The 26250-nt window shown below is 54.3% G+C and carries 25 protein-coding genes; 17 read left to right on the top strand and 8 right to left on the bottom strand.

Translation table 11 applies throughout. The features are described from left to right. The first annotated feature begins 76 nt into the window (after nt 1–76). From JTJ32_RS09255 to JTJ32_RS09195, 13 genes are all read left to right on the top strand, one after another. Entirely contained in the window at nt 77–484 is a 408-nt protein-coding gene (locus JTJ32_RS09255; RefSeq protein WP_004882442.1) for a F0F1 ATP synthase subunit I, read from the top strand. A 16-nt stretch (nt 485–500) separates the two neighbouring features. Further along, nucleotides 501–1370 carry a F0F1 ATP synthase subunit A gene (gene atpB / locus JTJ32_RS09250; protein WP_004882441.1) on the top strand — a complete coding sequence of 290 codons (870 nt, stop codon included), beginning with the start codon at nt 501–503 and terminating at the stop codon, nt 1368–1370. 139 nt (nt 1371–1509) lie between these two features. Next, nucleotides 1510–1767 (top strand): F0F1 ATP synthase subunit C, encoded by a 258-nt coding sequence (atpE, locus tag JTJ32_RS09245; RefSeq protein ID WP_002555987.1) that lies wholly within the window; start codon nt 1510–1512, stop codon nt 1765–1767. 57 nt (nt 1768–1824) lie between these two features. Next, on the top strand, nt 1825–2295 hold the full coding sequence (locus tag JTJ32_RS09240) for a F0F1 ATP synthase subunit B (RefSeq protein WP_004882440.1): 471 nt from the start codon (nt 1825–1827) through the stop codon (nt 2293–2295). 12 nt (nt 2296–2307) lie between these two features. Continuing rightward, nucleotides 2308–2844, top strand: coding sequence for a F0F1 ATP synthase subunit delta (locus JTJ32_RS09235; protein WP_004882439.1), 537 nt, complete (start codon nt 2308–2310; stop codon nt 2842–2844). A 21-nt stretch (nt 2845–2865) separates the two neighbouring features. Then, entirely contained in the window at nt 2866–4410 is a 1545-nt protein-coding gene (gene atpA, locus JTJ32_RS09230; protein WP_025996048.1) for a F0F1 ATP synthase subunit alpha, read from the top strand. Nucleotides 4411–4460: 50 nt separating this feature from the next. After that, on the top strand, nt 4461–5321 hold the full coding sequence (gene atpG / locus JTJ32_RS09225) for a F0F1 ATP synthase subunit gamma (protein ID WP_004882437.1): 861 nt from the start codon (nt 4461–4463) through the stop codon (nt 5319–5321). Between the two features lie 27 nt (nt 5322–5348). Next, a complete protein-coding gene (gene atpD / locus JTJ32_RS09220) occupies nt 5349–6728 on the top strand; it encodes a F0F1 ATP synthase subunit beta (protein ID WP_025996049.1) in 1380 nt (459 codons plus the stop codon). A 44-nt stretch (nt 6729–6772) separates the two neighbouring features. Then, nucleotides 6773–7198 (top strand): F0F1 ATP synthase subunit epsilon, encoded by a 426-nt coding sequence (locus JTJ32_RS09215; RefSeq protein WP_004882435.1) that lies wholly within the window; start codon nt 6773–6775, stop codon nt 7196–7198. A 121-nt stretch (nt 7199–7319) separates the two neighbouring features. Continuing rightward, nucleotides 7320–8687, top strand: coding sequence for a bifunctional UDP-N-acetylglucosamine diphosphorylase/glucosamine-1-phosphate N-acetyltransferase GlmU (gene glmU, locus JTJ32_RS09210; protein WP_210041856.1), 1368 nt, complete (start codon nt 7320–7322; stop codon nt 8685–8687). 145 nt (nt 8688–8832) lie between these two features. Further along, nucleotides 8833–9600: a DeoR/GlpR family DNA-binding transcription regulator gene (locus tag JTJ32_RS09205; protein ID WP_184322456.1), complete on the top strand. Its 768-nt coding sequence runs from the start codon at nt 8833–8835 to the stop codon at nt 9598–9600. 9 nt (nt 9601–9609) lie between these two features. Next, on the top strand, nt 9610–11445 hold the full coding sequence (glmS, locus tag JTJ32_RS09200) for a glutamine--fructose-6-phosphate transaminase (isomerizing) (RefSeq protein WP_210041855.1): 1836 nt from the start codon (nt 9610–9612) through the stop codon (nt 11443–11445). A gap of 159 nt (nt 11446–11604) precedes the next feature. Continuing rightward, entirely contained in the window at nt 11605–12711 is a 1107-nt protein-coding gene (locus JTJ32_RS09195; RefSeq protein WP_053481462.1) for a TniQ family protein, read from the top strand. Nucleotides 12712–12864: 153 nt separating this feature from the next. On the opposite strand, the gene JTJ32_RS26395 is transcribed toward JTJ32_RS09195, so the two are convergent. Continuing rightward, nucleotides 12865–13032, bottom strand: a complete 168-nt coding sequence (locus JTJ32_RS26395) for an antitoxin Xre/MbcA/ParS toxin-binding domain-containing protein (protein WP_228394574.1) — start codon at nt 13030–13032, stop codon at nt 12865–12867. Between the two features lie 139 nt (nt 13033–13171). Further along, nucleotides 13172–14815 (bottom strand): TnsD family Tn7-like transposition protein, encoded by a 1644-nt coding sequence (locus JTJ32_RS09185; protein ID WP_082638305.1) that lies wholly within the window; start codon nt 14813–14815, stop codon nt 13172–13174. Between the two features lie 954 nt (nt 14816–15769). Between JTJ32_RS09185 and JTJ32_RS09180 the strand changes: the two genes are divergently transcribed. Genes JTJ32_RS09180 through JTJ32_RS09170 form a run of 3 tightly spaced genes read left to right on the top strand, consistent with a single transcriptional unit; the run spans nt 15770 to nt 19870 of the window. Then, complete coding sequence (locus tag JTJ32_RS09180; RefSeq protein ID WP_224791158.1) at nt 15770–16495, top strand: PDDEXK family nuclease; 726 nt, start codon at nt 15770–15772, stop codon at nt 16493–16495. Beyond that, the gene (locus JTJ32_RS09175; protein ID WP_057006249.1) at nt 16492–18525 is read left to right on the top strand and encodes a TnsB C-terminal domain-containing protein; all 2034 of its coding nucleotides are present in this window, start codon (nt 16492–16494) and stop codon (nt 18523–18525) included. Before JTJ32_RS09180 ends, JTJ32_RS09175 begins: the two co-directional genes overlap by 4 nt. Then, nucleotides 18518–19870, top strand: a complete 1353-nt coding sequence (locus tag JTJ32_RS09170) for a hypothetical protein (protein ID WP_057006250.1) — start codon at nt 18518–18520, stop codon at nt 19868–19870. The genes JTJ32_RS09175 and JTJ32_RS09170 overlap by 8 nt, the downstream gene beginning before the upstream one ends. A 45-nt stretch (nt 19871–19915) precedes the next feature. On the opposite strand, the gene JTJ32_RS09165 is transcribed toward JTJ32_RS09170, so the two are convergent. The 6 genes from JTJ32_RS09165 to JTJ32_RS09140 all read right to left on the bottom strand — a co-directional run bounded on the left by JTJ32_RS09165 (nt 19916) and on the right by JTJ32_RS09140 (nt 24963). After that, nucleotides 19916–20677, bottom strand: a complete 762-nt coding sequence (locus tag JTJ32_RS09165) for an SIR2 family NAD-dependent protein deacylase (protein ID WP_082638307.1) — start codon at nt 20675–20677, stop codon at nt 19916–19918. Continuing rightward, on the bottom strand, nt 20674–21012 hold the full coding sequence (locus tag JTJ32_RS09160; protein WP_282955812.1) for a BPSL0761 family protein: 339 nt from the start codon (nt 21010–21012) through the stop codon (nt 20674–20676). The genes JTJ32_RS09165 and JTJ32_RS09160 overlap by 4 nt, the downstream gene beginning before the upstream one ends. Nucleotides 21013–21262: 250 nt before the next feature. Beyond that, nucleotides 21263–21559: a transposase gene (locus JTJ32_RS26745; protein ID WP_408004592.1), complete on the bottom strand. Its 297-nt coding sequence runs from the start codon at nt 21557–21559 to the stop codon at nt 21263–21265. A gap of 649 nt (nt 21560–22208) precedes the next feature. Beyond that, nucleotides 22209–22589, bottom strand: a complete 381-nt coding sequence (locus JTJ32_RS09150) for a COG4315 family predicted lipoprotein (protein ID WP_053481456.1) — start codon at nt 22587–22589, stop codon at nt 22209–22211. Between the two features lie 327 nt (nt 22590–22916). Next, nucleotides 22917–23909: a YncE family protein gene (locus JTJ32_RS09145; RefSeq protein ID WP_057006251.1), complete on the bottom strand. Its 993-nt coding sequence runs from the start codon at nt 23907–23909 to the stop codon at nt 22917–22919. A gap of 157 nt (nt 23910–24066) precedes the next feature. Next, nucleotides 24067–24963 (bottom strand): LysR family transcriptional regulator, encoded by an 897-nt coding sequence (locus JTJ32_RS09140; RefSeq protein ID WP_017709553.1) that lies wholly within the window; start codon nt 24961–24963, stop codon nt 24067–24069. A gap of 117 nt (nt 24964–25080) precedes the next feature. Between JTJ32_RS09140 and JTJ32_RS09135 the strand changes: the two genes are divergently transcribed. Continuing rightward, a complete protein-coding gene (locus JTJ32_RS09135) occupies nt 25081–26250 on the top strand; it encodes a TDT family transporter (protein ID WP_010428856.1) in 1170 nt (389 codons plus the stop codon).

Here is a 26250-nt window from a genome sequence, read left to right as displayed (position 1 = left end):
ACTCTGCGCGCATTTTGTCGGCACAAATTATGCCAAGTTACAGATGATGGCGACCGACAGCCAAGGAGCAAATGCGATGGAATCACGCATGCCAGACCGCTTGCCGTTTCATCGCCTGGCGGTTTTTCCGGTTTTGCTGGCTCAATTGATCGTCTTGCTGATAGCCGCGTTGGCGCTGTGGCAGTGGCGTGGAGTCGTAGCAGGATATTCGGGGCTCTGCGGAGGCCTGATAGCCTGGCTGCCCAATTTATACTTCGCTCACAAGGCATTCCGGTTTTCCGGAGCCCGAGCCGCTCAAGCCATCGTCCGGTCGTTTTACGCCGGCGAGGCGGGCAAACTTATTTTGACGGCAGTGCTTTTCGCACTGACGTTTGCAGGCGTGAAACCGCTGGCACCGCTGGCAGTTTTCGGAGTGTTCATGTTGATCCAGGTGGTCAACTGGTTCGCTCCACTGCTTACGAGAACAAGACTTTCGAGACCTTAGGGCGTTTGAGGCAACCATGGCAGAGCAAACAGCTTCGGGCTATATCCAGCACCACTTGCAGAACCTGACATTCGGGCACCTGCCCAATGGCGAATGGGGCTTTGCCCACACCGCAGCAGAAGCCAAGGAAATGGGTTTCTGGGCTTTCCACGTCGATACCCTCGGCTGGTCGGTTGCGCTGGGTCTGATTTTCGTTCTGATTTTCCGCATGGCGGCCAAGAAGGCGACTTCCGGCCAGCCGGGCGCCCTGCAGAACTTCGTTGAAGTGCTGGTCGAGTTTGTCGACGGCAGCGTGAAAGACAGCTTCCACGGTCGCAGCGCGGTCATCGCGCCACTGGCCCTGACCATTTTCGTCTGGGTATTCCTGATGAACGCCGTCGACCTGGTACCGGTTGACTGGATTCCTCAGTTGGCGATGCTGATCTCCGGTGACGAGCACATTCCATTCCGTGCCGTACCGACCACTGACCCGAACGCGACACTGGGCATGGCCCTGTCGGTTTTCGCACTGATCATTTTCTACAGCATCAAGGTCAAGGGCATCGGCGGCTTTATCGGCGAACTGACCCTGCACCCGTTCGGCAGCAAGAACATCTTCGTTCAGGCTCTGTTGATCCCGGTCAACTTCCTGCTGGAATTCGTGACGCTGGTAGCCAAACCGATTTCTCTGGCACTGCGTCTGTTCGGCAACATGTATGCTGGCGAGCTGGTATTCATCCTGATCGCCGTCATGTTCGGCAGCGGTCTGCTCTGGCTGAGCGGACTGGGTATCGTTCTGCAATGGGCATGGGCTGTGTTCCACATCCTGATCATCACCCTGCAAGCGTTCATCTTCATGATGCTGACCATCGTCTACCTGTCGATGGCTCACGAAGATAACCATTGAGATTCGCCTCCGGGCGCATCTGATGACCGTCCCGCGAACTGCGGGGCGGTGCCCGCAAGGGCTGATGTAACAAACGATTTTGCTTTACCGCTTTAATTAAAAAAACCTAACCAATACGACGTAAAAGTCGGGAGGAAAGATGGAAACTGTAGTTGGTCTAACCGCTATCGCTGTTGCACTGTTGATCGGCCTGGGCGCACTGGGTACTGCAATCGGTTTCGGCCTGTTGGGCGGCAAATTCCTGGAAGGCGCAGCGCGTCAGCCGGAAATGGTTCCAATGCTGCAAGTTAAAATGTTCATCGTAGCGGGCCTGCTCGACGCCGTGACCATGATCGGTGTTGGTATCGCTCTGTTCTTCACCTTTGCGAACCCCTTCGTTGGTCAACTCGCTGGCTGATCACTCGAATTTTCGAGTTGATTGGTGTGATGGACAACGAACGAGCGAGGTGTTGGCGTGAACATTAATGCAACCCTGATTGGCCAGTCCGTTGCGTTCTTCATTTTTGTGCTGTTCTGCATGAAGTTCGTGTGGCCTCCGGTCATCGCGGCTTTGCACGAACGTCAGAAGAAGATCGCGGATGGACTGGACGCTGCTTCCCGAGCAGCTCGCGACCTGGAGCTGGCCCAAGACAAAGTGGGTCAACAACTGCGCGAAGCTAAGGCTCAAGCAGCTGAAATCATTGAGCAAGCCAAGAAACGCGGTACTCAGATTGTCGACGAAGCCCGTGAACAGGCTCGCGTTGAAGCTGACCGTGTGAAGGCTCAGGCTCAGGCCGAGATCGAGCAGGAACTGAACGGTGTCAAAGACGCCTTGCGCGCCCAGTTGGGCAGCCTGGCAGTCAATGGTGCAGAGAAGATCCTGGGTGCCACAATCGATCAAAACGCGCACGCGGAGCTGGTTAACAAACTGGCTGCTGAAATTTAAGCGAGGGCGATCATGGCAGAACTGACCACGTTGGCCCGACCTTACGCTAAGGCGGCCTTCGAGCACGCGCAGGCCCACCAGCAACTGGCCAATTGGTCAGCCATGCTCGGCCTGGCTGCTGCGGTGTCGCAAGACGACACCATGCAGCGCATGCTCAAGGCCCCGCGACTGACGAGCGCACAAAAGGCCACCACTTTTATTGAAGTGTGTGGCGACAAGTTCGATGCCAAGGCACAGAATTTCATCCACGTCGTTGCTGAAAACGACCGTCTCCCGCTTCTGCCGGAGATCGCCGAGCTGTTCGACCTGTACAAGGCCGAGCAGGAAAAATCGGTCGATGTGGATGTCACCAGTGCTTTCGCATTGAACCAAGAACAGCAAGACAAACTCGCCAAGGTTCTCAGTGCACGGCTCGGCCGGGAAGTGCGCCTGCATGCTGCGGAGGATGCCACCCTTATCGGTGGTGTCGTAATCCGCGCCGGCGACCTGGTTATCGATGGCTCAGTTCGCGGCAAAATCGCGCAACTAGCCGAAGCATTGAAATCTTGAGTTTGAAGGGGCAGCAGAGCAATGCAGCAACTCAATCCTTCCGAAATAAGTGAAATCATCAAGGGTCGCATCGAGAAGCTCGATGTAACCTCCCAAGCCCGTAACGAAGGCACAGTCGTCAGCGTGTCTGACGGTATCGTGCGGATTCACGGTCTGGCCGACGTAATGTACGGCGAGATGATCGAGTTTCCGGACGGCGTCTACGGTATGGCGCTGAACCTTGAGCAAGACTCCGTGGGTGCCGTTGTACTGGGCGCTTACACGACTCTGGCTGAAGGCATGAGCGCCAAGTGCACTGGCCGCATCCTGGAGGTTCCGGTTGGTAAGGAACTGCTGGGTCGCGTGGTCGATGCACTGGGTAACCCAGTTGACGGCAAAGGTCCGCTGAACAACACCGAGACCGATGCGGTCGAGAAAGTTGCTCCAGGCGTGATCTGGCGTAAGTCGGTAGACCAGCCTGTACAGACTGGCTACAAGGCTGTCGATGCCATGATTCCAGTCGGCCGTGGCCAGCGTGAGCTGATCATCGGTGACCGTCAGATCGGTAAGACCGCTCTGGCCATCGACGCAATCATCAACCAGAAAGACAGCGGCATCTTCTGCGTCTACGTGGCAATTGGTCAGAAACAATCGACCATCGCCAACGTTGTTCGCAAGCTCGAAGAAAACGGCGCATTGGCTAACACCATCGTCGTGGCTGCAAGTGCTTCCGAATCCGCTGCGCTGCAATTCCTTGCACCGTACTCGGGTTGCACCATGGGTGAATTCTTCCGCGACCGCGGTGAAGACGCGCTGATCGTTTATGACGATCTCTCCAAGCAAGCAGTGGCTTACCGCCAGATTTCCCTGCTGCTGCGCCGTCCACCAGGCCGTGAAGCCTACCCGGGTGACGTGTTCTATCTCCACTCCCGTCTGCTGGAGCGCGCATCGCGTGTTTCCGAAGAATACGTAGAGAAGTTCACCAATGGCGCAGTGACCGGAAAAACCGGTTCCCTGACTGCACTGCCGATCATCGAAACCCAGGCTGGCGACGTTTCCGCGTTCGTTCCGACCAACGTGATTTCCATCACCGACGGTCAGATCTTCCTGGAATCGGCCATGTTCAACTCTGGCATCCGTCCAGCTGTGAACGCCGGTGTTTCGGTATCGCGTGTAGGTGGTGCCGCTCAGACCAAGATCATCAAGAAGCTCTCCGGTGGTATCCGTACCGCTCTGGCTCAGTACCGTGAACTGGCGGCATTCGCCCAGTTCGCTTCTGACCTGGACGAAGCGACCCGTAAGCAACTTGAGCATGGTCAGCGCGTTACCGAGCTGATGAAGCAGAAGCAATACGCACCAATGTCGATCGCTGACATGGCGCTGTCGCTGTATGCCGCTGAGCGTGGGTTCCTGACCGACATCGAAATCGCCAAGATTGGCAGCTTTGAACAAGCGCTGATTGCTTACTTCAACCGCGATCACGCCGATTTGATGGCGAAGATCAACGTGAAGGGTGACTTCAATGACGAAATCGATTCTGGCATGAAAGCCGGCATCGAGAAGTTCAAGGCCACCCAAACCTGGTAAGCCGCAGCGGGGGCCGGAAGGCTCCCGCTTGCTAACCTGATAGGTGTTACATGGCAGGCGCAAAAGAGATTCGCAGCAAGATTGCGAGCATCAAAAGCACGCAAAAGATCACCAGCGCCATGGAAAAAGTGGCGGTCAGCAAAATGCGCAAGGCTCAAATGCGCATGGCTGCTAGCCGTCCTTACGCGGATCGTATCCGCCAGGTGATTGGTCATCTTGCCAACGCTAACCCGGAATATCGCCACCCTTTCATGATCGAGCGCGAAGTAAAGCGTGTCGGTTATGTCGTGGTGAGCAGTGACCGTGGTCTGTGCGGCGGCTTGAATACCAACCTGTTCAAGGCTTTGGTCAAGGACATGGCGGTAAACCGTGAAAACGGCGTAGAGATCGATCTGTGCGTGGTTGGCAGCAAAGGTGCGGCATTTTTCCGCAACTTCGGCGGTAACGTCGTCGCTGCAATCAGCCACCTGGGCGAAGAGCCGTCGATCAATGACTTGATCGGCAGCGTCAAGGTGATGCTGGATGCCTACCTGGATGGCCGTATTGATCGCCTGTCCGTGGTATCCAACAAGTTCATCAACACCATGACGCAACAGCCAACGGTGGAGCAATTGATTCCGCTGGTGGCAACCCCGGATCAGGAACTCAAGCACCACTGGGACTATCTCTACGAACCCGATGCCAAAGAGCTGCTCGATGGCTTGATGGTTCGCTACGTTGAGTCGCAGGTGTACCAGGCGGTGGTCGAGAACAACGCAGCTGAACAAGCGGCGCGGATGATTGCAATGAAGAACGCCACCGACAACGCCGGTGATCTGATCAGCGATTTGCAGCTGATCTACAACAAGGCGCGTCAGGCAGCGATCACCCAAGAGATCTCGGAAATCGTCGGCGGCGCTGCCGCGGTTTAACGGTTCAAATATTAGAGGAACCAGCTAATGAGTAGCGGACGTATCGTTCAAATCATCGGCGCCGTGATCGACGTGGAATTTCCACGCGATAGCGTACCGAGTATCTACAACGCGCTGAAAGTACAGAGCGCGGCAGAAACCACCCTCGAAGTTCAGCAGCAGCTGGGCGACGGCGTGGTTCGTACCATTGCAATGGGCTCCACCGAGGGCTTGAAGCGTGGTCTGGAAGTAACAGACTCCGGCGCAGCCATCTCCGTACCCGTCGGTAAAGCGACTCTGGGCCGGATCATGGACGTACTGGGCAACCCGATCGACGAAGCGGGTCCGATCGCCACCGAAGAACGCTGGGGCATTCACCGTCCTGCGCCAACCTTCGCTGAGCAAGCGGGCGGCAACGATCTGCTGGAAACAGGCATCAAGGTTATCGACCTGGTCTGCCCGTTCGCCAAAGGCGGTAAAGTCGGTCTGTTCGGTGGTGCCGGTGTCGGCAAGACCGTAAACATGATGGAACTGATCCGTAACATCGCCATCGAGCACAGCGGTTATTCCGTGTTCGCCGGTGTGGGTGAGCGTACTCGTGAGGGTAACGACTTCTACCACGAGATGAAGGATTCCAACGTTCTGGACAAGGTTGCTCTGGTCTATGGCCAGATGAACGAGCCGCCGGGTAACCGTCTGCGCGTAGCCCTGACCGGCCTGACCATGGCCGAGAAGTTCCGTGACGAAGGTAACGACGTTCTGCTGTTCGTCGACAACATCTACCGTTACACACTGGCCGGTACTGAAGTATCCGCACTGCTGGGCCGTATGCCTTCTGCAGTAGGTTACCAGCCGACCCTGGCCGAAGAGATGGGTACTCTGCAAGAGCGCATCACTTCGACCAAGAACGGTTCGATCACCTCGATCCAGGCGGTATACGTACCAGCGGACGACTTGACCGACCCGTCGCCAGCGACCACGTTTGCCCACTTGGACGCAACCGTCGTACTGTCCCGTGACATCGCCTCCCTGGGTATCTACCCGGCGGTCGACCCACTCGACTCGACTTCGCGCCAGCTGGACCCGAACGTTATCGGCCAGGAACACTACGACACCGCTCGCGGCGTTCAGTACGTGTTGCAGCGTTACAAAGAGCTGAAAGACATCATCGCGATCCTGGGTATGGACGAGCTGTCGGAGACCGACAAGCAGTTGGTTAACCGTGCTCGTAAGATCCAGCGCTTCCTGTCCCAGCCTTTCTTCGTGGCAGAAGTCTTCACCGGTGCTTCGGGTAAATACGTTTCCCTGAAAGACACCATTGCTGGCTTCAAAGGCATCCTCAACGGTGACTACGACCACCTGCCAGAACAAGCGTTCTACATGGTCGGCGGCATCGAAGAAGCGATCGAGAAAGCCAAGAAACTGTAATCCCGGCGCCCGGAAACGGGCGCTAATCAGGTTGAGGCAAGCAAATGGCTATGACAGTCCATTGCGACATCGTCAGCGCGGAAGGGGAAATCTTCTCCGGTCTGGTCGAGATGGTGATTGCGCACGGTAACCTGGGTGATATCGGTATCGCTCCAGGCCACGCGCCGCTGATCACTGATCTGAAGCCGGGCCCGATCCGCTTGATCAAGCAGGGTGGGGAAGCCGAGGTGTTCTACATCTCCGGTGGTTTCCTTGAGGTTCAGCCGAACATGGTCAAGGTGCTTGCCGATACAGTGCAACGTGCTGCCGACCTGGACGAAGCCTCCGCTCAAGCAGCTGTAAAGGCTGCCGAGAAGGCCCTGAACGAGAAAGGCGCAGACTTCGACTACGGATCTGCTACTGCTCGTCTGGCCGAGGCCGCAGCCCAGCTGCGTACCGTTCAGCAAATTCGCAAGAAGTTTGGCGGCTAACCCCGCTGCTTCATGCGCGATTGAGAAAAAGGGTAGCCTCGGCTACCCTTTTTCTTTTTTCAGAATAAGCCCGTCCCCGGCTGCTGGTCTTGATTGCCGCGCCGCTCAGTTGGTAGTCCTCATGTCCCTCGATATCGTTATTCTTGCTGCTGGCCAAGGTACCCGGATGCGTTCGGCCTTGCCGAAGGTGCTTCATCCCGTTGCCGGCAACTCCATGCTCGGCCATGTTATCCACAGCGCCCGGCAGTTATCCCCAGTGGGCATTCATGTGGTGATCGGTTTCGGCGCAGAGTCGGTCCGTGAGCAACTGGCTGCCGACGACCTGAATTTCGTGATGCAGGACAAGCAGCTGGGCACCGGGCATGCCGTGGCACAGGCGCTGCCTGCGTTGACAGCGGACACCGTGCTGATTCTGTACGGCGATGTGCCGTTGATTGAGGTGGAGACCCTGCATCGTCTGCTCAAGCGGGTGACCCCCGAGCAACTGGGCTTGCTGACCGTTACCCTGGATGATCCGACAGGCTATGGCCGTATCGTCCGTGACGAACAGGGTCGGGTATCGGCCATCGTCGAGCACAAGGATGCCAGTGAGGCACAGCGCGCAATCAATGAGGGTAATACCGGCATTCTTGCCGTCCCTGGCAAGCGCCTGGCCGAATGGCTGGGACGGCTGTCCAACGACAACGCACAAGGCGAGTACTACCTGACAGACGTGATCGCCATGGCGGTCAATGACGGCCTGATTGTCGCCACCGAGCAGCCGCACGATGTGATGGAAGTGCAGGGCGCCAATGATCGCAGGCAGCTCTCGGATCTCGAGCGTCATTATCAGCGACGCGAGGCGCGTCGTCTGATGGCGGCTGGTGTGACATTGCGTGATCCAGCGCGCTTTGATGTGCGCGGTGACGTCAGTGTCGGACGTGACGTGATGATCGACATCAACGTGGTGCTGGAAGGCAAAGTGGTAATCGAGGATGACGTGGTCATCGGCCCGAACTGCGTCATCAAGGACAGCACCTTGCGTAAGGGCGTAGTGGTGAAGGCCAACAGTCATATCGAGGGCGCGGTGCTGGGCGAAGGTAGCGATGCCGGACCTTTCGCACGTTTGCGTCCTGGCAGCGTGCTGGGCTCTAAGGCGCATGTGGGTAACTTTGTCGAGCTGAAGAATGCCGTGCTGGGTGAAGGTGCGAAAGTCGGGCACCTGACTTACCTGGGTGACGCCGAAGTGGGCGCACGTACCAACATCGGCGCTGGCACCATTACCTGCAACTATGATGGCGCTAACAAACACCGGACCGTGTTGGGCGCCGACGTATTCATCGGGTCTAACAATTCGCTGGTGGCACCTGTGGATATTCTGGACGGCGCGACCACAGCCGCAGGTTCTACCATCACCCAGGCGGTTCCCGCTCAGCAACTCGGCGTCGCCCGAGCCCGTCAGCGCAACATCGAAGGCTGGAAGCGCCCGGTGAAAATCAGGAAAGACTGAGTTATCCACATCCAGTGTCCTCCGCTGATCCTCTCCTGTCGGTCAGCGTGTGGATATCTTTCTGGTTATCTTCGACGCTTGACCAATCCTGCCAAATAGGTTTTGATTGCCTTCGTTATCTTTCGAAACGAAACTTAAGGCAGTCATGTCGAAGCGCAATACTCCTCAACGCCGTCACAACATCCTTGCCATGCTCAATGAGCAAGGCGAGGTCAGTGTGGACGATCTGGCCAGACGCTTCGAAACATCCGAAGTTACGATTCGAAAGGACCTCGCCGCACTCGAAGCCAACGGCCTGCTGCTACGTCGTTATGGCGGCGCCGTCACGTTGCCGCATGAGCTGATCAGCGAGGGGGCTCAACCGGTTTCCAGATACAAACAGGCCATTGCCCGCGCTGCCGTCACCCGCATTCGCGAGCACGCCCGAATCATCGTCGACAGCGGCAGTACTACCGCAGCGTTGATCCCCGAACTGGGCGCGCAGCCTGGCCTGGTGGTCATGACTAACTCGATGCACGTCGCCCGAGCCCTGACTGAGCTGGAGCACGAGCCTGTGTTGCTGATGACGGGTGGAACGTGGGACCCGCATTCCGAATCCTTCCAGGGGCAGGTCGCCGAACAGGTGCTGCGCTCCTATGATTTCGATCAATTGTTCATCGGTGCCGACGGGATCGATCTGATCCGTGGCACCACGACCTTCAACGAATTACTGGGCCTGAGCCGCGTCATGGCCGAAGTCGCCCGGGAAGTCGTCGTGATGGTCGAAGCCGACAAGGTCGGCCGCAAGATCCCCAATCTGGAGCTGCCCTGGAGCAGTATCCACACCCTTATTACCGATGATCGTCTGCCCACCGAGGCGCGCGACCAGATACAGGCCCGCGGCATCAATCTGATTTGTGCCGCTGTCAGCTAGGAGAGAACCATGTGTGGAATCGTTGGCGCAGTCGCCGAACGTAATATCACGGCCATTTTGCTCGAAGGCCTGAAGCGTCTTGAATACCGCGGCTATGACAGCGCAGGCGTGGCCGTTTTCAGTAACGAAGGCACGCTTGAGCGTTGCCGTCGTTCGGGCAAGGTCAGCGAGCTCGAGCAGGCACTGGCCGGCGAGCCTCTGGTCGGTCGTCTGGGCATTGCCCACACCCGTTGGGCCACCCACGGTGCGCCGTGCGAGCGAAACGCCCATCCCCATTTCTCGGCCAACGAGCTGGCAGTTGTCCACAACGGCATCATCGAAAACCATGAAGCCCTTCGCGAGCGGCTCAAGGCTTTGGGCTATGTGTTCTCGTCCGATACCGATACCGAAGTCATCGTTCACCTGTTGCATCACAGGCTGAAGGACACGCCGGATCTGGCGACTGCCCTGAAATCTGCGGTCAAGGAACTGCACGGTGCTTACGGACTGGCAGTGATCAGCGCTGCACAACCGGATCGTCTGCTGGCGGCACGTAGCGGCAGTCCGTTGGTGATCGGCATGGGCCTGGGCGAGAACTTCCTCGCCTCCGACCAGCTTGCCTTGCGTCAGGTCACTGACCGCTTCGTGTACCTGGAAGAGGGTGATATCGCCGAAATCCGCCGCGACAGCGTGCAGATCTGGAGCGTGGACGGTCTGCCGGTCGAGCGTGAGGTCGTGCAATACCACGAAGGTGCCGAAGCGGCTGACAAAGGCGAGTACCGCCACTTCATGCTCAAGGAGATCCATGAGCAGCCCAAGGTCGTGCAGCGCACGCTCGAAGGTCGTCTCGGCCAGCAACAGGTGCTGGTCCATGCCTTTGGTCCACAGGCCGCCGAGCTGTTCGCCAAGGTACGCAACGTGCAGATCGTGGCGTGCGGTACCAGCTATCACGCCGGTATGGTTGCGCGTTACTGGCTCGAAGGTCTGGCCGGAATTCCATGTCAGGTCGAAGTCGCCAGCGAATTCCGCTATCGCAAGGTCGTGGTCCAGCCGGACACCCTGTTCGTTTCGATCTCCCAGTCCGGCGAAACCGCCGACACCCTGGCCGCACTGCGCAACGCCAAGGAACTGGGCTTCCTGGCCAGCCTCGCGATCTGCAACGTGGGCATCAGCTCACTGGTGCGTGAATCCGACCTGACCCTGCTCACCCAGGCCGGACCGGAAATCGGCGTCGCCTCCACCAAGGCATTCACCACCCAACTGGTTGCCCTGTTGCTGCTGACCCTGTCGCTGGGGCAGGTCAAAGGCTCACTGGAAGCGGGCGTCGAAGCGCAACTCGTCGACGAACTGCGCCGTCTGCCAACCCGCCTGGGCGAAGCACTGGCGATGGACACTACCGTCGAGAAAGTCGCCGAGCTGTTTGCCGAGAAGCACCACACCCTATTCCTCGGTCGCGGCGCGCAGTTCCCGGTCGCGATGGAAGGTGCGCTCAAGCTCAAGGAAATCTCCTACATCCACGCCGAAGCCTACCCGGCCGGCGAACTCAAACACGGCCCGCTGGCGCTGGTCGACGCCGACATGCCTGTGGTCACCGTCGCGCCGAACAACGAACTGCTGGAAAAACTCAAATCCAACCTGCAGGAAGTCCGTGCACGTGGCGGGGAACTGGTGGTGTTCGCTGACGAACAGGCCGGCATGAAAAACGGCGAAGGCACTCACGTCGTCGCGATGCCACACATCATCGATGCCCTGGCGCCGATTCTGTACACCATCCCGTTGCAGCTGCTTTCGTACTACGTGGCGGTGTTGAAGGGCACGGATGTGGATCAGCCGAGGAACCTGGCGAAGTCGGTGACGGTGGAGTAGTTATCCACAACGCTATAGTTTGTTGAAGCTACGAAATAAAGTCTGTCGGAAATAAATAAAGTCTGTCGCTGGCGCCTTCGATCCCCCGCGATTGAGGAGCCGGTGACGCTTTGTCCGGGCCACCGTGCTCGGGACGCACTTCAAGGTTTAGACGAGCAAATGATCTTAGCTATTCAGCCTGAGGAGACGGTGCGTTCCTTTGTGGCAAGAACTCTTTTTATTAAAGGGAAACATTCTTCCGAGGAGGTTTTTCGGAAGTTTCCCAAAAACTGCATCTTAAGCACGGATATTTTGTCAATCGCCGGAACGCAGGGATGGATTGGTTGCTACGGCTTTAACAAAATTCTTCATAAGCATACTGATTATCCGTTAAAAGAGATTTTTAAAAATATTCAAGATATTTCCTACTCTAGGGACGAATATATAGGTCGTCCGAATCTCTATAGTTCCGATAGTACCCAGGCCGGATTTTGCCCAGTTTGTGTTGCCGAAGATGTTGAACGCTTAGGGTTCTCCTTTTGGCGACGTGCTCACTGTTGTGAGCTGAAAGTCTGTGCTGAGCACAATGTAGAGTTAGTCAAACGCTGCCCATACTGTGACAAGCCGTTCCGCCATGGTGGCCATGATCTGAATGTGATGTGGGCTAACTGTGAGGGACAGCAGTTTAAAGATAGCTCAGTGATGTTGAACGCAGACCAATTTGAGCTGAAGAAAGCTCAATTCTTTGCAGAGATCCTGTCAGCCACCCATCACCTCTCTGAGGAGGCAGTTCTTGCAGCCTTGGATGAGAAAGTCCATCAAAATGACAAACTAAAGCTTAAAATTTGGAACTCCAGATACAACCAGCCTCTAGGATATACAATTAAACGGCGGCTAGAGATTGTCCAAGAGGCCAGGTCTAGGAACAGGCTGCCACATGGAGAAACTACTGATTTTATTATTCAGGCTATATTGGGAGTCTATGAAAGATTTGCTGACTTTGTCATTGACGTGAAGTCGTATGGGGACGAAGTTCGCCCAGTGGAGACATTATGGTCTACTTATATAGCAGGACATCAAGAGTCAACACATTTCGTTGAAGAAAACTATGACCAAGGTGTTGGTGTCTGGTGTTGTCCGTTCCCTGCTAGGGACTTTTTACGGATGTGGGATTGGCGGCCAGTGTATTATCCCTGCTGTAGTTTTGAGCGACCAAAAAGAAAAGGTCCTCAACCTCGACCCGAGCTAGTCAAGAAAGCGCCGCCGGGTGTTTACAGACGGAAATAGGTTTCCGCTCTAAATGTACGCTACGAGGACTAACCTCCAATAAAGTGATTCCCATGAGTATCGATATCCCCGTCATACTATAGGATCAACAGCTCAATCCCTGGCGGTGAGCACCGCTTTTCCTCTCTCAGGCCGCTAGGGAGCCAGAACAGGTCACATATAGACTCCGTGTTCAATTCTGAGCAATACGTCTCGAACCTCGGGATACCCGCTAGGTTTGGTCAGCATCTCGCAAGGGCTGCGTCGGTTGAGCGCAAGTACTGGTGAACCGAGCCACCTATCGGCGCTTTTACGGTTTCCTAAGGTGTGACTTGCCTGCATCAAGACTTGTACCCGTCTGAACTCGTAGCCACGGTATGTTGAGCTCCAGCATGCTGGCGGGCGCGAAAGGGCCAATCCTAGGATCGAAATCTTACTCATGTCCTTACACCTCGTTCGTTTCTTCAGCTAGCGTGAGGGGCTACCGAAATCCGCTGGCCTTACCGCATTGCACGTGGTCGTGAAGGACCTTCGACTTGGAGCGATGCAGCACCGTGGATAAGAATGCTCTTGAGGCGGGGTATCGGTTCCGATTTTCCAAGCAAGACGAGAGCATGGGAACCCGGGCGTAAAGCTCGGTTGTAGTGACTGGACCGCGCTGCAGTCCAGTAATCGCCTCGTACGCCGTTCGTATCATGCTGAGCAGCCGAGAATCCCGGGCCTCCCAGTCAATGGGGTGTTTTTCCACTTTGGCCGGTTTGACGAAGGTTTGCTCTTTGGCCATCAACCATGCTTTGTCGTTTCTATAAAGCCAGGCATAGATAGAAGGAATGGTGTTTCTCAAAGCCTGGACCCCCAGTTCAGGATGCAAATTGTGTAGGTATTGCCACTGCGCTCTGTGCTCCGCTAGTTCCCGGCTGTTCCTAGCTTCAATAGCCAGGGCATTGGTAACTGGATTGGCACGCAACAACCTATTGATCGTTGAGACCGAGATATCAAGCTCTTTACAAAGCTTCTGTTTCGGAATGCCCTTGCCCAGTTTTGAGAGCAGAACCTCTTTAAGCTGGCCTTTTAATCGTTTGGGCCTTGGAGTGTTTTTGGTTGGAGCCGCAGCGTTTGAAAGCGAGACTTGCTCATCAGGTTTTCGCGATGGAGTGCTAGCGACTCGCTGGACTAATCTGGCGACTTCAGCGTCGTAGGCCTTCAGGAACGAGCGCAGGTCATCAAATAGCCAATCAATCAGTAGCAGATGCTTCAAAGGATGAATGCTTCTGCGGGGGGTACGGATAAGCTGGTTCATAAATGACTCAGTGCTTTTCTCATCTTCCGGCAATGATTCAAACAGATGAAAGCGGCGAAGCGGCTCTATGCGATCAAGCAGCGATGCAGATCTACCCCCTTGGAGCACAGCTTTTCGATAGGTCGCAGCGACGGTGCAGGACTCGAGGGACATTACTCTGCCGATGACCGCAAGATCGATGACATTGTTTGCCAAGTTCAGGAAAGCCGGGCGTAACCACAGCTTCTGTGAGGAGGCCTGTTGGATCAAGCAGTCCTTGGTAGGTAGCGACCATTCAAACCTACCTGACCACCGCCTACTTTTGGTGGATACCATGAGCCAAGCTTGGTGGCGTGGACAGATCAACACACCTGGATATTGGTGTGTGAGGTGCCAGTAAGCTATACCATGTGCGTACACATCCTCGCGCATACAATACGGACATGCTTTCAACGGATGTTCAGCGCCAAAACCACTTGACACCAAGCCAAGTCGATATTTAAGTGAATCAATTCGATCGCCTTTTATAGTTATTATTGCATCTTCAATTTTGGTTTTATTTTGGAACGGTATAAATACTGAGAATATTGTGTGATGTAGGAGAATCGATTCAGCGTTTCCCCAATAATGAAATCCATTCTGTTCTAAAGCTGCTATGCCGCAAGGAATATCATGCTTTATAAATTTCTCAGATAGGCCCAGCACGGAAGTCGATGTAGTCGCAGGGTCCAGGTTACCCATTACCAGATGCTGTCGACTGCATAGGCTGAATAGTGTTTCGTCGGGTAGCCAGTCCAGCCGAGGGAATTGCCCTCTCACCCATTCCTGACCTGAAGTGACGCTCATGTGGCCTCCGAGCGGAAACAGAGGAAATGAGTTTAGCTGCCAGCTACTCGTGCTACGGATCAATTTCGCCTAAACAGGTAGGCGATTATTCACGAATCGTAGGTCCCATAACTGGGGGGATTTACCAGATTTTTTTAATTACCGGGTCATCTATGCATGTGGGTTTTTGGCGCTACAAGCACCGAAAATACTGGGAAGTCAGTAAAAAAGCGCCGGCGGAGGCGCAACTTAGCTGTTTTATTCCAGTTGTCAACCGACATTTTTCAGCGGTACCATGCATCATTAATTGACGTTTACTAAAGGCAGTACTGAATCTGAAGATGCATTACAAACGACCGATGCAAATTCTGCCTAATTAACGTCGAGGTTGCTATGAAAGTGCAGCTATCTCAAACGAGATAGTTTGAGTGCCTATTACTGAAGCTTGAGGAACCACAACATGGAATCTGGATAGAAAACCCAGGAGCCAGATAGACAAAGGCCCAAGTGTGACCTTGGGCCTTTGAGGATAAGTCAGCTTTCGACTCCTGACGAATCCATTGTCTATCCCCTCGCGTAGGGCGTCAAGCCCTGCACGGCTCCGCTCGTCTCCAGAAAAGTATACTGCGCGTGGTGTAGCTATCGCCGTGCCCGCGCTATTGGATGGCTTATTCAACCGATGTAGGTGGACTGTTATTCGTCACCTGCTAAGGATTGAATGGATGGTAGATAACATAAGTGGATCTAAAAAAATCGTTACTCCGCATAATAGGCCGACAAGGCCGTTTCAAATGGGGAGATATTTACTTATCCGGAATTTATGCGGTCCCTGGTGAAGCGCCCAAGGGCTCTCGTATATGCCGCCTTAATAGCAGGAAGCTTGGACGAGCACTGCATCTTCTTTCTACCCCTGAAAGAATCTTCGCACAACTCGCTCTTTATAATCCCGACGTGTTCGAGTTGCATGAGCAGAAAATGCTCAGCCCCATTCCACAAGTTCATCCACTTCAAGGAAACCCCTTAGCTGCTGGGCTGAAACTTCTGCCAGTGAAGGGAACATCATTGGTTGCAGAGGAAATCGGTCTCAAACACGCTACAGCTGTCGTGACCTACGATGATGGTGAGCGCCAGAGGGTTCCCCACCCCTATTTGGGCGATCTGCTTCTCTATATCCAGCCGCAAGGCTCGGACCCCTATGCCGTGAACTGGACAGTAAAGTTGAATGCGATGGATTTTGATGAGGTCGCTCGGGGAAGTTTGAAGAGCTTGGCGAAACAGAAAGAAAACCGCGAGAAAGCTCGCTTACGGCACGCCTTGGAAGAGATTTACTACCACAGTGCAGGCATCAGGACTGTGAGGGTTTCCAGGGATCTGCTGGACCCAGTCCTAGTGGCCAACTTGGATCTTCTGTATGGCTACCATGATCGCGAGATCAGCCTCGAATCAAATCTTCTCGAGGATTTCTCACACGACATCGAAGACTGTGTCACCCAAGGGAGACCAGTAGCGTCCGTTGCGTTGATGTACGGACAGCGGTGGGGGCGGCGTGATCTGTTTCTGACGAAGATCTACAAAGACATATGGGAGCGCAAACTACCGGTCAGTTTGTTTGACCCGATACTTATCGATCATCCATTGGTGACGGATGCGCCGGATGTTCTGCGGGTCTATAGCTCACTTTTTGCCGGGCTGCCCGAATGATCACTGGTTCTAAGCTGAGAGCACCTGAAGGATTCAAAGGGCTGACGAAGGATGTCGAATACTATTTCCTTGCAGGTGACGGCAGGGCAAACAGGGCACGCCTTGTATTTTTTGATGAAGAGGGCACCACTGCGAGTTTGCTAACGCTTTCCCGGCCTGAATTTGATCTGGCCCTGACCAATGGTGATCTTGTGGAATGCGGTAGTGACGCCACACCTCCTTGGTTAATGGCCATCCGGGGCATTTCAGTGGATCAATTGGAAAAAGATCGGGTAAGGGCAACGAAAAGCTACGATGAGATGGTTAACAAGCGTTACCTCGCCATAGCGGAGTTGGTAGATCATGCTGAAGAGATCCTCTCGAACGACAATCCCGAATCGATCATCAACGCTCATGCTGCCAATCAGTCACCTTCTCAGAATGCAGCCCGGTTGAGGTTTTGGTTTTTTAGCTATCTAGTGTTCGGCCGCTCGAAGTGGGCGCTTATGCCCAAGTTCGACCGCTGCGGTAGAGGCAAAAGGGAACAGAACGCAGACGGGCAAATGTTGGGAAGGCCGCCAAAGTCAGGACGCAAATCCCGATCCCCTGCTACGGCCGAAATGCAGGCTTCTATCCTGGACGGGTTCATCAAATACAACGATAAAACTAAATCTGACGCTGAAATCTTTGGTGCAGTGCTGGTCGGTGAATTCGGTTGTGTTCCTTTTACAACATCGACAGGAAATAAGAAGTTCTATCATCCCGAAGGTAAGCCTTTCCCCACAAAAGGACAGTACGATTACTACCTTGGTCAGGCGATAAGTACGAAGGCGTATAGGAAAGCACGTAGAGGTACCAGTGGGGCTCGAGCTAAGTCCGGGTTTGTTGGGAGCTTTTCCCATGACTTGGTCAATGTAAACCAAGTTGTTGAGTTTGACGGCTACAACCCCAAAGGCAAGATATCTGGCTTGCTCGAAGGATCCGCTATGGATTCGGCCTGTATAGTTCGAGGGGTGTGTGGCCAGTCTGGTGCCGTCGTCGCCTTGGGTTTCTCCGAAAACAAAGAAACCATGGAAGCTTACCGCATGGCCCTGTTCTCGATGGCCATAAGCAAGGTCAAATTTGCGTCGTTGTTCGGCCTGACTATCAGAAAAGAAGACTGGCCTACTTACGGTCTGCCGCAAAACATCGTCTTCGACCGTGGGCCAGGCTCTACCATGGGCGTACCGACTCGTTCAGAAGCAGTGGCCCGTGACGAAATGATGAGTTGGTTATCCAGACTTGAGCTGACTCCTACCCACTCGGGTCAGTCGAAGGCCACGGTTGAATCGTCACATCCTCGGACTAAGTCCGACAATGATCAGCCAACACACTTTCATAGCTCGCTCAACTTTGTGGAGATATGCAAGCGGCATATTCTACAAGCTATTTACGATAACCATGCTTCAGATGCTGAAGGGAAGATGACACCTGAGATGCTAGATGTGGGCTTCAGCCCCACCCCACATAACATTTACAAGTTCTACAGTGATCTTGGTTACGATTCCGGCACGGAGGTAACTTTTGACTACGCCGTGAGAGAATTCCTGACACCTCATCCGGCGCACATCAAAAGGAGTGGGGTTTATTTTTATGGTCGTAAGTACAATTCATCGAAGCTGATTGATACCTCGGTTTTTGACCGCATTGCGCTCAATGGCCAGATACCGGTCACAGCTTATGTGATGACCATGTGTGTTAGACATATCTGGATCGAATTAGAAGGCGTTTTGTACGAGTTGGACTTTGTAAAGCCGGCGAGCGTCCATCCCAGCAGCGTCGACATTTCGCTGTCGGATCTTCAGGTGCTCAATGAGAATCGGCTGCGTGGCAATGCGCAGCTTCGTGAAGAGCAGCCCGCAATCCTTCAGGATCGCAATGCCCAATTTCTTCACGCTACAGGCAAAGCCTGGGACAGTGGTACCCGCAAGCTTGGGCGTCCTGCGAAGGGAGGAGCGTCTGAACGTGATGCCGCCGACCAGAAGCGGTTGATGGGGAAAGGCAATGACTAACATCTTTTCTGCGCGCTTTGACGGGCTGGACACGCTGGCTGATATCCGGAGTTTGATTACAGTGCAACCTGATCCGGTGACCGGGCTTGAAGAGTTGAGTCCTGGATTGGCCGCTGAGCGTTTGTCAGAGGTACTGAAGACGATTTTCCTTCCCAACCAGTTTTCTTTGGACTTCATCAAAGACAGCGTTGATCGTGCGCGCAGCTTTTCGGCTGAGAGTTTCTCCACGGACCAGCAATATCAGCGTCGGCTGTATCACCCCCCTGAGAACGAGGCCTTTCCTATCTGCCTCACCGGCCTTGCAGGGGTTGGGAAGAGCCAAACTATCAGTGCGCTGATGAAGGTGATGCCTGGACCTGCACCATATGCATCCGCTCATTACCACGAACCTCATATATTAATCTCGTACTGGTACGCCAGCGCGAGGGGTAAAGCTGGCGGCAGACAGCTGTTGGAAGACTTCCTCGGTGGCGACGCGACAGGAGTTAGAGCGAATACATCAAAGCTACTGACGGAGTGCCGGCGTAGGGTTAATCGTGATGGTGTATCACTAATGATGCTCGAAGAGATGCAGCATCAGAGCACTGGCCAAGGGGGGGCCCGCGTTACGGATATTCTCCTCACCATGGCCGGGCTTGGGGTTCCGATGATCTATGTAGCCAACTACAGCCTGGGTCACAAATTGCTGACAAGGAACAGTGAGGACAAGCAACGGCTTCTCTCTGAACCCCGTGTGATGCTACCGGACCATCCTGACTCGAAGGCCTGGAAGGAGTATGTTCTAGAATGCATACGCGTGAGCGGGGGGCGCGTATCTGCAGATCCCTGTGCCCTGGTACATGAGCTGTATCGCTGGACGTTCGGTATAAAGCGTCTGGCGGTTCAACTGATCAAGGTGGCGTATCTTGAGGCCCGTGCAGCCCGTCGCCATACGATTACTTTGGAGGACGTCAACAAGGCATACCTTTCAGCCGCTTACTCCAGCAGTAGGGACGACGTCGAGGAGCTAATTCGCCTCAGCGTTCATAAGAGCAAAACCGGGGGCAGGCCTGACCTTCGTTGCCCGTTCCCGGTGCCGATGCCATCAAACGTCTTGAGCTTTGCCAAGGACGATCGTGCTTTACGGGTGAGCGAGAAGATTTTTGTTTCATCCCTTACAGCCGAGGAGCGCAAGACTTTCGAGCTGCTCCATCCACCGGGTTCACCGTCCAATCTCCCTTCGAAGCCCAAGCGAGAGAAGAAACCAGCATTGCCCGCCCAAACTCGAGAAGGCTTAGAGGATGCGTACAGCCGATTGCTATCAGAGTCCAAAGGGCCACCTAAGCCCAGAGGCCCTACAAAGTAAGCGCTACGAAAGCGGTCCCATTGTCCTCCCAAGACATTGTCAGTCCTATGAAGAGGGTGTGGCCAGCAACAGCGCAGGCAACACTTGCTCGGCCGAACCCATGAGCATCAGCTCGTTTGGAGCCCCTAGGCAAACGTCTGCAATGTTTACGTGGATGACCGTCGCGCCAGATGTCGACGCGATTTCAGGTATATCCGCCGCAGGCCTGACGATTCCTGAGGTCCCGACGGAGATCAGAACGTCGCAACTTTTGACGTCAGCCAATGCTGCTTTCCAACATCCTGAAGGCAGATCCTCTCCAAACCACACAACTCCGGGTCGGAGTTTCCCATTGCACCGGGTACACCGTGGAGGCTCTACCCATTGTCCTTCTGCAGAAACCTGGAGTTGTTCAGTTGTGAGTTCAGCCGGACGCTTGCAGGCAAAGCAGATCGGATTGATCAAGCTGCCGTGCAAATGCACAACGTTTTGAGATCCCGCGCGCTTGTGCAGGTCATCAATATTCTGAGTGATAACTGAAACCTGTATGCCGGTGCTCGCCAGTCGGCTAATCGAAAGATGAGCGGCGTTTGGTTGGGCTTGGCCAGCTTGGGAACGCCGCCAGAGGTACCATCCCCAGACCAGTTGAGGGTTCTCTCGAAAAGCCCGTGCTGTTTCCAACTTTTCAGGGGCATGCTTCTCCCAAAAGCCTGTGAGCTTGTCGCGAAATGTTGGAATCCCACTTGCAGCAGAGACGCCGGCGCCGGTGAAAAACACGACTTTTCGAGCAGCAGCCAGGGCTCCGATAGCTCTATCCCAATCGTTCATCTGGGGACTTTCGCGTCTGTAGCGTAAGTGACCGGGGAGTGATAGCTGCTTTCGGTAGAAGAGCTGAAAACCGGACCCATTGGGGACACGTCAGGATCTGACGCTTCTTCGATCCGACCCGCCAGCAGCATCTGAAACGGATTTGGATAGTGGCGCAGGAGAAATTTGGCGTCACGGCGTATCCGTTCGGGCAAAGATGAATCTTGGGATAGCTCGAGCAGAAATTCCCCCGTTTGGATGACTGCTTGGGTGCGTTCATTCGGCATGGTCATTTTGAGGCCCTCAAAGTCATCACTCAGTAATACTTGGGTACTCAATCTCGGCAGTTGCGTCATTGCACAGACTTGACCGCTCGTTTGCATTCGATTTTGAGCTGCAAGTCCAAGAGTTATCGTGGTGCTGTAGATGGAGGATTTGGGAAAGCGTGAAGCCACATCGTCACAATTGCACTGTACGGAGCTTTAACGGCATTCTCAAGACTCCCCGTGGCACGCGGCCTCTTGCGTTGTTCAGTGCGCAGGGTACGACTTGCGAATGGAGTTGCTCACTCGACCGTTTCTGGTTGCTCAGGCATGCGGCCCTATCCTAGCTAGCCTGGGTGCTGGACACCTTCGCCTCGGTATAGATGCGGTTAGCTCGGGAAGCTTTCCCAGTGGTCGAGTGAATCAGCGAGCCTTGCAGACGCTGGAACCCGGGGGGCGAAATCGCTAATGGAATAAATGCAGGTTGCAGCGCTGTGCTTTTCTGCGATTGCGGCCGAATCCATTTGTGGACGAGGTTATGGCTGAGTGCGATGCTGGCAATCGAAGCACCAGGCTGGGCACACTCTTGAATGACTTGGGCTCTGAAGGACTTGGAGTAGGAACGGCGTGTTGGTTGCACGAAATACCCGCTTAAAAGGCTAGAACTGGTGTCCACTTAATTTAAGTGAACACCATGTCTTGGCTTTTCGGGGCTGGGTAGATGACTTGGCCGGACGCATATACCGTATCGTTCACAAGTCCCACATCATCGAACTGAAAGGCGAATCAATGCGAAGAATCAAAATTCGCAAACGGCCGTAAGAGCATCTGACGCTTATCCAGGTGGGGAATACGAATGCAATTGGTCAAGTTGAATGCAAGCAGGTGGTCAAATACAACTAAATCAGATTTTTTAAGTAATTTTTCCTTAACGGAATTAAGTTTTTTGCTATGCTCCTTGGATCATCCTACCTAATCAGATCTGTGGGTTGAAACCGTAATAAATCCCAGTCCCGCTGCTAGCCCCTATTGGAGTTCAACAGTCCAGAGGTGATCCAGGTGGGTTGTGTAGATGCGGCTTAGTTTCTGGATGCTTCATACCCCAGGCTGGCGTTACGGGAATACGTCCAAGGTGTACCGTACCTCGGCCTCATTTTTCGTTGAAATGATCCATCAAAGATTTATGAGGCGCGGCGGCTGTATGTTGGCGAAAATATCAGGTGTGTATTCTTCTGGTTTGCGCCACTGACAAAGCCAGTGGCGTAAGCCAGCCTATTAATTATCTGACGTTACGGCTTGGCAACGTGCCAGACTTGGTTGACGCCGTCACCGGTTGTATCCCCTGGCTTGGTATCTTTGACCCAGCTGTAAAGTGGCATGCCTTTGTATGCCCATTGTTTTGTGCCATCGTCTCGAGTGACGACAGAGTAATCATGACCCGCTTTCGCGTCTGCGGATACCGGTAAAGGTGGCCAGTTTGAAGCGCATGGCCCATTGCAGACCGACTTGCCCGAGGTGTCCTTACCGAAGGTATAAAGAGTCATACCTTTCGCGTCTACGAGTACTTTTCCCTTGTCCGTTTCAGCAAGCTTGACTGGCGCATCGGCGAGCGCCAAACCCGACATGCAGTTGGCGGCAACAGCGACGGTGAGAATCATCTTTTTGAACATATGTATTTCCTTTGGTCATTTTTAATTTTTAGAAGACCCACCTGCTTTTGAAACGGCAAGCGATCAGACAATAGACGAGCCACAAACAGGTTAATTCGATTCCGTAGAAAAAACGTCCCGATATCATTTTTTGCTGGAATGCTGGGCTCCCCCCCCCCCGACCCTGTGCCTTCCTCAATTGAGCAAAGCGACGCTCACGGTCAAGCATCATTGGCTCATCTCAATGAGCGACGGCGATCCATCATCCAGGACTCATCATTTTCACTCATTATTATTCACTTGGTCGTGGAGTATCAGCAGGCCCCCATGAAGGCCTGCGCTGTTCAATCAGTCGGCCTTGAGCGTCGACACCACCTTGTTGCTGGCGAGATTGACTGTGGAGATACTCAAGTCCTCATTGAGGACATACGCCTTCGACTTGTCTTTGGTGAAGACAATGGCCTGGCGGGGTGCCTTCAAACCGGTCACAGTGGTGGTCACTTTCAGCGTTTTGGTGTCGATCACTGAAAGGCTGTTGTCACCGAGGTTACCCGAGTAGACGTGCAGCCCGTCTGGAGTGAGGGCTGCGCCGTAGGGGTCTTTGCCAACCATGACGGTGGTTGTGATGGCGCGTTTTTGAGTGTCGACAACTGCGATGCTGTTACTGCCGCTGTTAGCCGCGTACAGCGTATTGCCGTCCGCCGATATGGAGATGGCGCGCAACTTGTTGAAGCCAGTGATCTCACCTTCAATCGTATTGGTCTTGCTGTCGACCAAGGTAATTTTGTCCCCAAGAAAGTTGGTGACATAGACGGTTTTGCCGTCAGGGCTTACTCGGATGCCCTGGCGCGGTTGGGAGAAGCCAGGTACCACAGCTACTGGCCGCTGGTGATCAAGGTCAATGACCGACAGCGTGCTGGCCGCTTCATTGTTGACGTAGAGCAGGCTTCCGTCCTTGCTGAGTGTGGTACCAAAAGCACCTGCACCCAACGGAATATCTGCGATCACTTTTAAAGTCTTGGTGTCAATCTTGCGCACGACCCCCAAACTGCTGTCGGAGAGGTAGAACACATCGCCAGTTGGCGAAAACACAATATTTCGCGGCGTGACGTAGCCGGTGAGAACCTGGCGAACCTTACCGGTTTTCAAATCATAAACCACTACATCTGGACGCTGACTGTAAGAGACCACCGCCGTCGTTTCATCAGGGCTGACGGCCAGCGAGTTGTTGTGAATATCGCCGTCAAACGTCCAGCGATCTTGCGCGGCCCACGCGCTCATCGATGCGGCCAACGCAACACCCAACGTCAGGGCTGTGACGGTTTTCTTTATCACATTCATCAGAGTTTCCTCATAGGGTAAGCAAGGCATCCAGTCGCGCCTTGGCATATACAACTCGTTCATCGCTGCAAGGCAATGAGTTGACTTTATGCGTCGTTGATAAATTCCGCAAACAACTTGTTTTGGTAGCTCTTACCTGTTTTATAAATAGGTCTAGCTATTCCTGGCTCACGAATTGACTGCAGTTTTCCCAGAATCGCTCAAGCCCAGGCGAGATGTATTTGTCCCGGTGGCGGATCAGAAAAAAACGTCGGGTCAGTGCAGGCAACGCGTGCGGCAGTTCAACCAGAACTTCAGAGGCCAGTAGATCCCGAACGACCCAGCGGGACAGGCAACTGATGCCGATGCCTTGTGCGAGGGTATGCTTGATGGCCTCCGAACTGCCGATCTGGCGCGTTTCGGCGAGATCGTGCAAATGACGCAGCAGCAATTGTTCGACTTCTTCACGGGTACCAGAACCTGGCTCGCGCAGTAGCCATTCAGCGGTACGAAGATCATCAAGTGTGACCTGCTGCTTTAGTGCCAAGGGGTGCCGTTGGCCTGCGACAATAAGCAACTCATCAATAAGCCAAGGCTCGGCACTGAGTTCGGGCAGGTGGCAAGGCCCCTCGATCAGGCCCATATCAATCTCGAAATCAGCGACTCTTCTTGCGATAGCCATGCTGTTGGCCATGTCGACATCGACCCTCAAATGTGGTGTTGATTGACGTAGCTCACCGAGAATTAATGGCAGAACATAATTGCCTATCGTGGTACTGCATCCTACCCGCAAGCGTGTCTTCAGCCCGGCATGGCCGGGTAAGAAACTGGCCTCTATCTGTTGTGCATTCTCAAGCATCCTTCTGGCTTGAGGCAGTAAGGCATGGCCGTTATCGTTCAGCACTAAACGCTTGCCTACACGGTCGAACAGCCTGGTATCCAAGGCGCTTTCCAACTCGTTCAGTGCGGCGCTGGTTGCAGATTGGGACAGTGATACCGAAATGGCGGCGCTGGTGGTGCTACCGTGCTGCGCGACGGCGCAGAAAATTTGTAGCTGGCGTAGGCTTAGCTTCAAGTAATCTACCTTCTTAATAGGTAATATAAACCTATACTATCCGTTTTTACCGCTATGCCCATCAAGCTATACTTCAACCATGTCATATTGAAGGCACACTGAAGCGGGAGCGCGAAAATGAGTGAGACACGACTCGCAGCTATAATGGGCGGCAGCCATCCACTGGCGGCTTTGTCCAATCCACGAGAAGCGATCCGGCAGTTCACACCCAACTGGTTCGCCGCCACGATGGGCACCGGGATTCTGGCGCTGGCTCTGGGCCAACTGCCCTTTGTTGCGCAGTGGCCCAAAGCGTTAGGGGAAGCCTTGTGGTTTTTTAATATCGTGCTGTTTTGCCTGTTTACGCTGATGTACGCGAGCCGTTGGGTATTGTTCTTCGACGAGGCCAAACAGATCTTCGGCCACTCCACTGTATCGATGTTTTTTGGAACTATCCCCATGGGATTGGCGACCATCATCAACGGTTTTCTCCTTTATGGTTTGCCACGCTGGGGGGGTGGGGTAGTCGCTTTAGCGGAAGTGTTGTGGTGGATCGATGTCACCATGGCATTGGCCTGCGGGGTGCTGATCCCGTATATGATGTTTACTCGCCAGCAGCACAGCATTGATCAGATGACAGCAGTATGGCTGCTGCCAGTAGTTGCGGCTGAGGTGGCTGCCGCCAGTGGCGGTCTATTGGCTCCGCACCTCGCTGATGCGAGCGCACAGTTCACCATGCTCATCACCAGCTACGTGCTGTGGGCCTACTCGGTGCCCGTCGCCTTGAGCATACTGGTGATCCTGTTACTGCGCATGGCGCTGCACAAACTACCTCATGAAAGCATGGCAGCATCGAGCTGGCTGTCTTTAGGGCCGATCGGTACCGGGGCTTTGGGGATGTTGCTGCTGGGCAACGATGCTCCAGCAATCTTTGCTGCTCATGGAATGGCAAGCATCGGCGGCGTAGCCGAGGGCATTGGCTTGATCGGTGGTGTGCTGTTCTGGGGGCTGGGATTGTGGTGGATGGTATTGGCGCTGCTAATTACCGGGCGCTACTTCAGGGAGGGCATTCCCTTCAACCTCGGCTGGTGGGGCTTCACCTTTCCGCTGGGAGTGTACGCTGTAACAACCCTCAAATTGGGCTCTATGCTGCACCTCACGTTCTTTAGCTTCTTTGGCGTGGTGCTGGTGTTGATGCTGACTGTCATGTGGATGATCGTCGCGGCTAAAACCCTGGCTGGTGCCTATCGCGGCAACTTGTTCGTCTCGCCGTGTATCCACTCGCTGAGCAAGGCGAGCAAAACCTGA

The organism is Pseudomonas alliivorans, assembly GCF_017826695.1.
Taxonomy (GTDB): Bacteria; Pseudomonadota; Gammaproteobacteria; order Pseudomonadales; family Pseudomonadaceae; genus Aquipseudomonas; species Aquipseudomonas alliivorans.
This window is presented reverse-complemented; position numbering and strand designations above follow the sequence as displayed.